This is a genomic window from Cupriavidus sp. SIMBA_020, assembly GCF_046535395.1.
In the GTDB taxonomy this organism is placed as follows: Bacteria; Pseudomonadota; Gammaproteobacteria; order Burkholderiales; family Burkholderiaceae; genus Cupriavidus; species Cupriavidus campinensis.
In genome coordinates this window covers 210,924-222,803 of sequence record NZ_JAWRWU010000009.1, presented here as the reverse complement: position 1 = coordinate 222,803, position 11,880 = coordinate 210,924, and the positions used below count along the sequence as shown (strand labels likewise).

Sequence of the window (11,880 nt, the reverse complement as noted above, 5' to 3'; positions counted from 1 at the left end):
TTCATGCATCCTGTGCTTTGTTCTTGTTCTGTTGACCGCCGCCGCACGCCTTGACCAGCCGCGCGGCAATCCGGGGTAATGGCAGGATCTCTGCAGCGGCGTCGAGCGCCGCAGCCGCCTTGGGCATGCCGTACACCGCGCTGGTGGCCTGGTCCTGCGCAATGGTCAGGTAGCCCCGGTCACGCATGGCCTTGAGGCCGCGGGCACCGTCGCGGCCCATGCCGGTGAGCAGCACGCCGACCGCCTCGCCGCGCCAGTGCTCCACCACCGATTCGAAGAATACGTCGATGGAGGGCCGGTACAGGTAATCGCCCGGCTCCGGGGTGTAGGCCATCCGCGCGGCATGCACCAGCCGCAGATGATCGTTCGTGCCAGCCAGGACGACGGTGCCGGTCTGCGGCCTCTCGCCGGCGCGCGCGATGCCCACCGGCAGCGCGCATTGTGCGTTGAGCCACTCGGCCATGCCGGGCGCGAACGCCTCGTCCACGTGCTGCACGGCGACAACCGCCGCGCCGAAGTCAGCCGGCAGCGCGCCCAGCAGCGTGGCCAGTGCAGCCGGCCCGCCCGCCGAGGCGCCGATGGCCACGAGGCGTGGCGCGGCCGGCGCGGGTGTGGCCGCGGTCAGGGAATGCGATGCGATCGCGCGGCCGTTCAGCAGCCTGGCGATATTGCGGATCTTGCGCAGCAGCGGCCCTGCCGCGAGTTGCGTGTCCGGCTCGGCCAGCGTGGGCGTGTCCACCGCATCGATCGCGCCATGACCCATCGCCGCGAACACCTGGTCCGCGTTGCGCCCGAGATCCATCGTCACCACGACGATCGCGCACGGCGTGGCGGCCATGATGCGCCGTGTGGCTTCCACGCCATCCATGACCGGCATCAACAGGTCCATCAGGATCAGGTCCGGCGTTTGCGTGGCGGCCATGCGTATGGCCTGCTCGCCATCGCCAGCTACCCAGATGATCTCGTGCGTGGCATCGAGCGCGATGGCGCGCCGCAGCGCCGCCACGGCCAGAGGGGAATCATTGACGATACCGATCTTCATGCACGTGCCTCGCCGATGAGATCCAGCACGGCGTCCAGCAACGCCGTGTCATGGAAACTGCCTTTGGCCAGATAATAGTCCGCGCCGGCCTGCAATCCGCGTTCGCGGTCCTGCTCGCGGTCCTTGTACGACACGATCATCACCGGCATCTGCCGCAGGCGCGGCTCCTCCCGGATGCGGCTGACCAGTTCGATGCCGTCCATGCGCGGCATGTCCACGTCCGTGATGACGAGGTCGAAGGGCTCGGCGCGCAGGACGTTCCAGCCATCCATGCCGTCCACGGCCACCGCCACATCGTAGCCGCGCCCGGCCAGCAGCTTGCGCTCCAGCTCGCGCACGGTCAGGGAATCGTCGACCACGAGCACGCGCTTGCGGCGGACGTCGGCGGCGCCGGCGCCAGCCTGGCGCACGCGCTCGATCCGGCCATCGGACACCAGTTTCTCGACCGAGCGCAGCATGTCCTCGACATCGAAGATCAGGACGGGCGTGCCGTCGTCGGTCAGGCTGCCCGCCGCGATGTCCTTGATCTTGCCCAGCGCCTGCGCCAGCGGCTGCACCACCAGCATGCGTTCGCCCAACAGGCGGTCCACGGCAATGCCATAGACACGATCCTGCTCGCCGATGATGACCACGGGCACGGTGTCGGCGTCCTGCGTGGCCGTCTCGGGCCGCTGCAGCAGCTGCGCCGCGCTGACGAGGCCGACGGGCCGGCCGCCATGGCGGAAGTGCTGGTGCTGCTCCACCTGCTCGATCTCGTCCCGGCGTACCGCCACGGCACGCATGACGTGCCCAAGCGGGAAGGCATAGGCTTCGCCGGCTACTTCCACCAGCAGCGTGCGCACGACGGACAGCGTGAGCGGCAGTTCGAGATGGAAGTGGAGCCCGCTGCCGGGCTGCTGCGAGAGCCGCAGGCTGCCGCGCACGGCGCGCACCATGTCCTGCACGGCGTCCAGCCCGACGCCGCGCCCCGAGACATGAGACACCGTCTCGCGCAGGCTGAAACCGGGCAGCAGCAGGAATTCGAGCAGCTCGGTCTCGGACATCCGCGCCGCCGTCTCGGGCTGGGCCAGGCTGCGGCGCACAATGGCATCGCGCAGCGCGTGGAAATCCACGCCGGCACCATCGTCGAAGATCTCGATGACGAGACGCCCCGCGTTATGGCGCGCATGCAACGAGACGCGTCCTTCCTCTGGCTTGCCGGCGGCGCGGCGTACCTCGGGCGGCTCGATGCCATGATCCACCGCGTTGCGCAGCAGGTGGGCCAGCGGGGCGTCGAGCTGCTCGAGGATGTCGCGGTCCACCTGGGTCTGCTCGCCCGCCAGCGTCAGGTGCACCGGCTTGCCGAGCGCGCGGCCGAGGTCGCGCACCATGCGCGAATAGCCCATGATGCCGTCCGAGAGCGGCCGCATGCGGCAGGACAGCGCGGTGTCGTAAAGTTGGCGCGACAGCCGGCTCGCACGGTGGTCGTACTGGTCGATTTCCTCCACGCGCTGCGAAAGCTGGCCATGGCTCTCCTCAAGCAACTGGCGCGCTTCGGCCAGCGCCGCCCGCAGCCGTGGCACGGTACCGTCGGCACTGGCCAGCAGGGCCTGCAGGCCGTCCAGCGCCTGGAGCGCGCGCATCTGCTGGCGCCGCGCCTGTTGCATGGCGCCGCCGAACGGGCGCAGCCAGTGCGTCTCCACCATCGCTTCGCCAGCCATGGCCAGCAGCCGGTCCAGCCGGTCCGCGTTGACGCGCAGCATGCGCTCCTGCGTGTCAGCAGTGGCCGGAATGGCCGGAATGGCCGGAATGCTCTGAGCGGCGGGCGGGACCTCGGCGACAGGCGCCTCGGGCGTTTCCACGGATACCGCCGGCATCCGCGTGGGCGCAGGCTCCGGGTCGGTGCCGTCGAGCAGCGCGTTGAGGCGCGCGACGCACGCGTCGATCTCCGCCAGTCCTTCCCGCTCGGGCCAGTCGAGGGCGCCGCCGGGGGGGTGGCCGATCCGTTGCAGCAGGTCGGTGCCCTGCAGCAGGGCGTCGATGTGGGAAGGCGTCAGCAGCAGGCCGCCGCGCTGCGCGGCGACGAGGCAGTCTTCCATCACATGCGCCACGCGCACGCCGCCATCCAGCCCGACAATGCGCGCCGCGCCCTTGAGCGAATGGGCGGCGCGCATGCACGATTCCAGGTGCGCGGCCGCAGCGGGCTCGCGCTCGAGCGCCAGCAGGCCGGCGTTCAGGATTTCCGCCTGCGCGTCCGCCTCGAGCGCGAACAGCTCGAGCATCGAGGCATCGCGGAGCTGTTCGGGATTCATGACAGGCTCCGCGACAGGGCCTGCCGCAGCAGGTCGGCGTCGAGCAGGCCGACTGTGTGGCCCTCATGCTCGAACAATGCCCGCGTGTAGTGTGCGGAGGCGCGCGCCAGCGTGGCCGGCAGCGGCAGCAGTGCGGTGTGGGGCACGTGCTGCACGCCCGCCACCTCGGCCACCGGCAGCGCAATGGCATTGCGCCCCTGGCCCAGCATCAGGAACCGCCCCGTGCGGCTGGTATCGGTCGTCGTGCCGCCGAACAGCAGCGCCAGCGACACGCAGGTCAGCAGCGCCCCGCGCACTGAGGCCACCCCGACCAGCGCCGCGTGACGGCGGTGCGGCAGCGAGTGGATTGGCGCCGGCGCGGTGACTTCGCCGAGCACGGCGGTCGGCAGCGCGAGCCATTCGTCGCCCACGCGGAAGACAACGCACGACTGGCCCGCCGCGCGATCGACGTGGGAGGCGCCCCCGGCAGGTTGATCCAGCGTGGCGGCATCTACGAGATCGTCGACGGCCAGCGCGTCGAGCAGCGCCGTGGCGGCCTGCGCGTAGGTCGGGCAGTTGCGGCAGTGGACGTGCGTCACCAGCAGCGGACAGGAAGCGTCGCCGGACACGCCGATGCGTCGCCAGCAATCGTCGATGGCCGCAAGGTTCGGCAGCCGGGTCGCGGAGGTTTCAACCATGGCTCATGCGGGCGTGGCGTTGGGCGCGCTCGCGCAGGCGGGCGGCGCCGCCGGCATCGCCCTCGCTGTCGAGCAGGGCGGCAAGGTGGTAGAGCGCTTCCTCGTGGCCGGGTTCGAGGTACACCGCCTTGCGGTAGGCGGCATGCGCATTGGCTACATGGCCGGCGGCGTCGTGCAGCACGCCAAGCAGGCAGTAGGCGTTGGCGGATGGGCCGCGCTGCGCCAGGAATTGCTCGCACGCGACGGTGGCGCCGGCCAGGTCGCCACGGTCGGCAAGCGCGGAAATCGCGGTGAGCGCATCGCTGCCGGCTTGCGGCGCGGGCGGATTCACGCGCGTGGCGGCGGGCGGTGTGGCGCGCAATGCGGGGGCAGGCTGGGGCCGGCGCGCCGGCACAGTGGGGGAGGGTGGCAGCGGCGCGCGGGGCAAGGCCGGCGCCAGGGACGCCAGCACTTCCCGTGCGGGCGGGCGCACCGGATGGGGATGGAATGCGAAGGCGAGCGGCACCCCGGCGCTGGCGAGCCCTTCACGCGTCAGCAGGCTGGCTTCTGCCGGGCCGACGAAGACCAGGCCGTCCGGGCGCGTCAGGCGTACCAGCGCCTGCGCCGCGCGGCGCTGCGTGTCCGGGTCGAAATAGATCAGCAGGTTGCGGCAGAACACCACGTGGTAGGGCGGCTCGGCAGCGAGCAGCGACGGATCGAGGAGATTCCCCGGCAGCAGCCGGACCTGCGCCCGGACGTTATCGGCAATCTGGTAGCCCGCCGCCACGGGCGTGAAGTAGCGCTCGCGGAAGTCCAGCGGCCGGCCCCGGAAGGCGTTGTTGCCATAGTGGCCGGTGCGCGCGCGCTCCAGCGCCCGGGCGCTGACATCCACGGCATCCACGCGAAACCGCTCGGGCGGCACGCCCGCGTCCAGCAGCGCCATGACGATGGAGTACGGTTCCTCGCCGGTGGAGCAGGGTGCGCTCAGCACGCGCAGCATCGGCACGCCATCGCCAAAGCTGCGGTGGGCGGCAAAGCTCGCCATGGCCAGCAGCGCTTCACGATGGCGGAAAAACCAGGTCTCCGGCACTACCACGGCTTCGATCAGCGCCTGCAACTCGTCCGGCACCGCGTGCAGCACGTTCCAGTAGTTGCCAAGGTCGGTGGCCCCCACGGCGATCTGGCGCTCCAGCACGGCACGCGCGATCGTGCCGGTGCCGACGGCGCCCGCATCGAGCCCGATGCGTTCCTTCAGCAACACTTCGATGGGCGTGAGCGGGTGCGGGGCGTCGGTCATGCCGGGGCCGGATCGGGAAACAGCAGGTCATGCACGGCATCGGGCAGCAGCGCCCCCACGCGCACCCATTGCACGAGGCCGCGGGTGTCGTGCAGCACAGGTCCGAGATAGCGCACCGGGGCAGGGTCGATGCCGCTGTCGACGAAGGCGGCAGCATCGGCGCGCAGGGTTTCCGTGGCGTATTCGAGCCGCAGGCCGAGCAGGCGCGCGGGCTGGTCGATGACATGCCTGCCGTGGGTGGGGCGGCGGTAGTGCACCAGTACGGTCCGTGTGCTCTTGCGCGCCACGGCGGGCGTACCTGTGGCCAGCGCGGGGATGTCGATCACGGGTACCGGCTGCCCGTGCCGCACCATCAGCCCGCCAACCCATGCCGGCGCCCCCGGAATCTGCTTGAGCGTGGTCAGCGGCAGCACCTCGGCTACCTCGGCGGTATCGAGTGCGTAGTGGTCAGGACCGATGCGGAACAGCAGGAAGAGGGCCATGGCGGGACATGCGGGTCGTGGAGCCGGCGCTCACACCTTGAAGCGCGAGACGCCGCTGCGCAGTTCGTTGGCGACGAGGGTCAGTTCGTCGATGGCCTGGCTCGACTGGCGCAGCGACTCCACAGTCTGCTGCGCGGCTTCGGACAGCTGCATCAGCGCCTGGTTGATTTGTTCGGCGCCGCCGGCCTGCGCCTGCATGCCCTCGTTCACCATCTGCACGCGCGGTGCCAGCGACTGCACCTGGCCGATGATCTGGGAGAGCTGGTCGCCCACCTGGGTGACCTCTGACATGCCGCGCCGCACTTCCTCCGAGAACTTGTCCATGCCCATCACGCCGGCGGAGACGGCCGACTGGATCTCGCGCACCATCTGCTCGATATCGTAGGTGGCAACGGCGGTCTGGTCCGCCAGGCGCCGGATCTCGGTGGCCACCACGGAAAAGCCGCGCCCGTACTCGCCGGCCTTCTCGGCCTCGATGGCGGCGTTCAGGGACAGCAGGTTGGTCTGGTCCGCCACGCGGGCGATGGTGGTCACCACCTGATTGATATTGCCGGCGCGCTCGTTGAGCGTGGCCAGCCGGGCGTTGACCGAGCCGGCGGCCTCCATCACATGGTGCATGGTGGCCTCCATGCGCGACAGCCCGACCTGCCCGGTGCCCGCCAGCCCGGCGGTCTGTTCGGCGGCGTGGGAGACTTCGCCCATCGTCCGCACGAGGTCGCGGGAGGTGGCCGAGATCTCGCGCGAGGTGGCGCCGATCTGGGTCGTGGTGGCGGCGGTCTCGGTGGCCGTGGCCTGCTGCTGGCGGGCGGTGGCGGCGATCTCGTTGACCGACGTGGTGACCTGGATGGCCGAGCGCTGCGCCTGGCCGACCAGCGTGGTCAGCTCGCCGGCCATCTGGTTGAAGCCTTCCTCGACGGCCAGGAACTCGTCGCGCCGCCCCAGCGCCATGCGCTGGCGCAGGTCGCCGCCGCGCATGCCGGTCAGCAGCGAGACGATGCCGCCCATCGGCACGGTGATCGAGCGCAGCAGCAGGTAGCCGCAGACCGCGGCCACGACCACCGCGAGCCCCAGCGCCACCTCGATACTCGTCTTGGCGCCTTCCACGGCGTTGGTGATGTCCTTGGCGGCGTCGCTGGCGATGGCGTTGTTGTCATCGACCAGCCCCTGCAGTGCCTTGCGACCGTCGAGCCAGACGTCGTGCGCCTGGCCGCGCAGCGCGGCTTCGGCGGTGGCGGTGTCCCGCCATTTGGTCGGATCGAGATACAACTGCGCCGATTGGTCATATCGGGCGTGAAGTTCCTTGAACGCCGTGAAACGGGCGCGATCGTCCGCGCGCACGATGGACGCTTCATACAGCAGTTCCAGACGGTGGAAGCGCTGGGTGGCGTCCTGGTGCTGGGCCAGCAGGCGGCCGCGCTGGGTGGCGTCCTCGGTGGTGACGATCTGCCAGGCCAGGACGTAGAACTCGCCCCAGATGCCGCGCATGCCGGCGCTGTAGTTCAGGCCGGGCAGGGCATCGTTGCGCATGACATCGCTTTCATGCTCGATGGCGGACAGGCGGTTGTAGGCGACCACGCCCATCAGTGCCATGACAAGGAGAATGAGGCTGAAACTCGCCAGGATGCGCGAGCGTAGGGTCCAGTTGTTCACGGTCGGGTCCGCGTTGGTCTTCTTGAATTGGCCGCTGGCAGGTTTCGCGGCGGGGCGCTATCGGCCGGAAGGCGGATGGCGCCCCGGGTGCGGCAGGCGTTTGCGGCGTAGGGTACTGTATGCGTCCGGCGCTGACAACGTCGGCCGGCGCCGGACGGACGCCCGCCAGCCCGCGCCGTTGCGCGGTTGCGCCGCATTTCTGTACCGCTTGATTTTTCCATGGTTTTCGTCACACTTGCCAAATAGCTTGAGCGGGAACTATGTTCATCACAACTGATAGGGCAGGGATGGTGGCCAGGTCGGAGGTACAGGCGACTGGCGCCTTGCCGCCGGCGGATCTCGATCCGCTGACCGGCGTGGTCGCTCGCCAGGCATACTTGACGCGACTGGAGGCGCGCCTGCGCAGCGAGGCGCCGCCACGCTTTGCTTTGCTGCTGGTGGGCATCGACGACTTCCGCGCCTTCAATGACATGCACGGGCATGCCGAGGGCGACGCCATTCTCCAGGGCGTGGCCCGGCGGCTGGCCGACGCCTCCCCGCGCGACGCCATCATCGGGCGCGTGGGCGGCGACGAGTTCGGCGTGCTCCTGACATCCATCTCGGACCCGACGCTGGTGCGCCATGTGAGTGCCGCCATCCTGTCGATGCTGTCCGCCCCCTATGAAATGAACGGCCGCCGGCACCATGTGCTGGCCAGTATCGGCGCCTGCGTGATGCCGGCTGGGGGCGAGAATTCGTCCGATGTGCTGGCGGCGGCCAGCCTGGCGCTGGCCCGGGCCAAACACGACGGCGGGCGGACCATCCGCTTCTTCAAGCCGCAGATGCGCACGGACGTGACCACGCGGCTCTCGCTGGTGCAGGCGCTGCGCGAGGCCTATGCCCAACGCCAGTTCGAGTTGCTCTATCAACCCCAGGTGGACCTGCGCGATGGCCGCGTGGTGGGCGCCGAGGCCCTGATGCGCTGGCGCCATCCCACCCTGGGCCTGCTGACGCCAGCCGCCTTCATCGACGCCCTGGCGGCCAGCAGCGTGGCCGGGGACGTCGGCATGTGGCTGCTGCATACGGCCTGCGCCCAGGCGCGGGCGTGGTCGCTGACCTTCGCCGAGCCGCCGCGCGTGGCCATCAACCTGTTCGCCGCCCAGTTGGCGGAAAGCCGGCTGCTGACCGAGGTGCGCCATGTGCTGCGCGCGCTGGAGCTGCCGGCGAAGCTGCTGGAGATCGAAATCACCGAGACCATCGCCCTGCAGCAGGGCGACGACGTCTCCGACCAGCTCCAGGCCCTGCGGCGCGACGGCGTGACGCTGACCTGCGACGATTTCGGCACCGGCTACGCCTCCCTGAGCTTCCTCAAGACGTTTCCCGTGGACCGGCTCAAGATCGACCAGTCCTTTATCCGCAATGTCACCCAGGACGACGTGGACGCCGCCATCGTCCGCTCGGTCATCAATGTGGGCGAAAGCCTGCGCATTGGCGTGGTGGCGGAGGGGGTGGAGACCGCCGAGCAGCGCGATTTCCTCCTCGCCAACCGCTGCATCGAGGCGCAGGGGTATTTCTATGGCCGCCCGATGCCGCCTGACCGGCTGACCGACTTCCTGCGCAGCCAGCCGCGCTGACCGCCAATGCTGCGTTGCAGCAAACCAGTTGCGCTCCCCGGCGCCCTGTCAGCATCTGCAAGACTTGTTTCCGCGCATATCCGCCCGACCTCCGGACGGCGCCGGGGAAATATGCGCTTACAAAGTCAGGTCCGCAAGTCGCGTTCCCTGCCGTTATCCGATATACGGTGACAGTACGGCGACGCCCCCCAAGCGCGGTGGGCGTCCGGAACAGAGATGACTCGCACGATGCAACCCTTTGATCGCCCGGTTTCGGCTTCGGTTTCTGCATGGCCGCGCCGGCTGGCGCCGCTTGCCGGGATTGGCCTGGCCGCCGCGCTGGTGGCGCATGGCTTGATGGCGCAGGCCCAGGATTACGCGCCGCCCGGCTACGCGCAGGGCACCGCCGACGGCTCCGTCCTGGGCAACCCCGACGCGCTGGCGCCGAACGGGCAATATGCCGATCCGTCGTCCCGCATCGCCACGCTGACTGACGTGGCCGGTGGCATCAGCTTCGCGCCGGCCGGCTCGGACGAGTGGGCGGCCATCGGCCTGAACCGGCCCGTGACCACCGGCGACCGGCTCTGGGTCGATCCGGGCGGCCGGGCCGAAGTGCATGCCGGCACCACCACGGTGCGGCTGGGCGGCGCCACCGCCGCCAGCATCCTCAATCTCGACGACGACACCACACAGGTCAAGCTCACCCAGGGCTCGCTGCAACTGCGCGTGCGCGCCCTGCCGCAGGGCCAGCGGGTGGAAGTCGATACGCCGAACCTCGCCTTCGTGCCCAATGAACCGGGCGATTATCGGATCGATGTCTCGCCCGATGGCAGCACCACGCTGGTCAGCATGCGCCACGGCAGCGCGGTCCTGTATGGGGATTCGCGCTCGATCGAGCTGTCACGCGGCCAGCGCATGCGCTTTGCCGGCACCGACCTTGCCGATGCCGGCGCGGGCGCGTACCCGCCGCCCGACGGCTTCGACCAATGGACCGCCGCGCGCGACGCCCGCGAGGATCAGTCCGTCTCCGCGCGTTACGTGCCGCGCGAGATGACCGGCTACGCCGCACTGGACGACTATGGCGACTGGCAGCAGGACGCCGGCTACGGCGCGGTGTGGTTCCCGCGCGCGGTGCCGTCCGGCTGGGCGCCGTACAGCACCGGGCACTGGGCCTGGGTGGCGCCGTGGGGCTGGACCTGGATCGATGACGCGCCGTGGGGCTTCGCCCCGTCGCACTATGGCCGCTGGGCCCATTTCGGCAACCGCTGGGGCTGGGTGCCCGGCCCGGTCAGCGTGCGCCCGTGCTATGCGCCGGCCGTGGTCGGCTTTATCGGCGGCAGCGCGGCCACCATCCGGATTGGTGGCGGCCCCGGCGTTGCCTGGTACCCGCTCGGGCCGCGCGACGTCTACCGTCCGGGCTATCGAGCCAGCCAGAACTATGTGTCGCGGATCAACTACGCCCCAATCCACCACTATGGCCGGGGCGGGGACGGCCGCGACCGCGACCGGGAACGCTGGATCAATCGCAATGTGCCGGGCGCCATCACGGGCATGCCGTCGCGCAATTTCGTGGAAGGCCGGCCCGTGCCGCGTGGGTCCCACCACGATGCGTGGCGGACCCTGCCGGTGGGCGAGGGCCGGGGCGCCCCGCCAATGGCTCCGGTCAAGCGTAGTTATATAGGCGGGGCGCCAACGCGTGCGCTGCCGCCGATGGCGCGGCAGGGGTTCGAGCGGCAGGCCATCGCCACGCACCTGCCGGGCCGGCCGGCGTTCGACGACCGGCGCCCGGGGCGTCCGCCGTCGCAACAGGCGGGGCAGGCGGGGCAGGGCGACCGAGGTGATCGGGGTGAACGAGGCGGCCAGGGTCGGCCCGACGTGCGCCTGACCGAGGCCGCACTGGCTGCCCGCCACCGTGGCGGCGATCCGAGCCGTGACGGCGCGCCGCGCGGCTTCGTGAACCCGGTGCAGGGTGGCGCCCAGCGGCCCGACGACAACCCGCGTGACAACGGCAGGAACTGGACCACGCGCCCAGACCAGATGCGCGGCGTGCCACCCGAGGCGCAACGCCAGCAGCAGGCCGTGCAGCGCCAGCAGTTCGAGCAACAGCGGCAGTTGAGCGAGCAGCAGCGCCAATCGGCCGATTTCCAGCAGCGCCAGCAGCAGGCGCTCCAGAACCAGCGGCAGGAGCAGCAGCGGCAGTTGCAGGAGCAGCAGCGCCAGGGCCAGGATCTTCAGCGGCGCCAGCAGTATGACCAGCAGCGCATGGCGCAGGAGCAGCAGCGCCAGCTTCAGGACCAGCAGCGCGAGGCGAACCAGCGCCGCCAGTTCGACCAGCAGCGGGCGCAGCAGGAGCAGCAGCGCCAGCAGCAGGACCAGCAGCGCGAGGCGATGCAGCGCCAGCAGTTCGACCAGCAACGGGCGCAGCAGGAGCAACAGCGCCAGCAGCAGGAGCAGCAGCGGCAGCAGCGCCAGCAGTTCGAGCAGCAGCGGGCGCAGCAGGAGCAGCAACGCCAGCAGATGGAACACCAGCGGGCCGCGCAGGAGCAACAGCGCCAGCAGATGGAGCACCAGCGCCAGGCCGCGCAACAGCAGCGGCAGGCGCAGGAGCAGCAGCGCGCCATGCAGGACCAGCAACGCCAGCAGATGGAGCAGCAGCGTCAGGCCCAGCAGCAGCGGCAGGCCCAGGAGCAGCAGCAACGGGCGCAGCAGCAACAGCAACAGCTGCAGGAACGGCAGCGCCAGTTCCAGCAGCAGCAACAGCAGCAACAGCAGCGCGGCCAGAATGAGCCGGGCGACCGGGGCGGCCACGGCAACCGCGGGGCGATGCAGGCGCGCAACGACGACCGACGCTGATCGACTGCGGCGCGCAG

General features: G+C 70.3%; 8 protein-coding genes. 2 read left to right on the top strand and 6 right to left on the bottom strand.

Annotated elements, in window-relative coordinates:
* Position 1 precedes the first annotated feature (1 nt).
* The 6 genes from SB751_RS18700 to SB751_RS18675 are packed head-to-tail and all read right to left on the bottom strand — an operon-like array spanning position 2 to position 7,418.
* A complete protein-coding gene (locus tag SB751_RS18700; RefSeq protein WP_144196362.1) occupies positions 2-1,042 on the bottom strand; it encodes a chemotaxis response regulator protein-glutamate methylesterase in 1,041 nt (346 codons plus the stop codon).
* Positions 1,039-3,333, bottom strand: coding sequence for a hybrid sensor histidine kinase/response regulator (locus tag SB751_RS18695; RefSeq protein WP_410748283.1), 2,295 nt, complete (start codon positions 3,331-3,333; stop codon positions 1,039-1,041). Before SB751_RS18695 ends, SB751_RS18700 begins: the two co-directional genes overlap by 4 nt.
* Complete coding sequence (locus SB751_RS18690; RefSeq protein ID WP_144196364.1) at positions 3,330-4,010, bottom strand: chemotaxis protein CheW; 681 nt, start codon at positions 4,008-4,010, stop codon at positions 3,330-3,332. The genes SB751_RS18695 and SB751_RS18690 overlap by 4 nt, the downstream gene beginning before the upstream one ends.
* Positions 4,003-5,286 (bottom strand): CheR family methyltransferase, encoded by a 1,284-nt coding sequence (locus tag SB751_RS18685; protein ID WP_144196365.1) that lies wholly within the window; start codon positions 5,284-5,286, stop codon positions 4,003-4,005. Before SB751_RS18685 ends, SB751_RS18690 begins: the two co-directional genes overlap by 8 nt.
* On the bottom strand, positions 5,283-5,768 hold the full coding sequence (locus SB751_RS18680; protein WP_211944036.1) for a chemotaxis protein CheW: 486 nt from the start codon (positions 5,766-5,768) through the stop codon (positions 5,283-5,285). The genes SB751_RS18685 and SB751_RS18680 overlap by 4 nt, the downstream gene beginning before the upstream one ends.
* Before the next feature lie 30 nt (positions 5,769-5,798).
* On the bottom strand, positions 5,799-7,418 hold the full coding sequence (locus SB751_RS18675) for a methyl-accepting chemotaxis protein (protein WP_144196367.1): 1,620 nt from the start codon (positions 7,416-7,418) through the stop codon (positions 5,799-5,801).
* Between the two features lie 287 nt (positions 7,419-7,705).
* Between SB751_RS18675 and SB751_RS18670 the strand changes: the two genes are divergently transcribed.
* Both SB751_RS18670 and SB751_RS18665 read left to right on the top strand, forming a co-directional pair.
* A complete protein-coding gene (locus tag SB751_RS18670) occupies positions 7,706-9,031 on the top strand; it encodes a putative bifunctional diguanylate cyclase/phosphodiesterase (protein WP_144196368.1) in 1,326 nt (441 codons plus the stop codon).
* A 228-nt stretch (positions 9,032-9,259) separates the two neighbouring features.
* On the top strand, positions 9,260-11,863 hold the full coding sequence (locus SB751_RS18665; protein ID WP_410748282.1) for a DUF6600 domain-containing protein: 2,604 nt from the start codon (positions 9,260-9,262) through the stop codon (positions 11,861-11,863).
* Positions 11,864-11,880 lie beyond the last annotated feature (17 nt).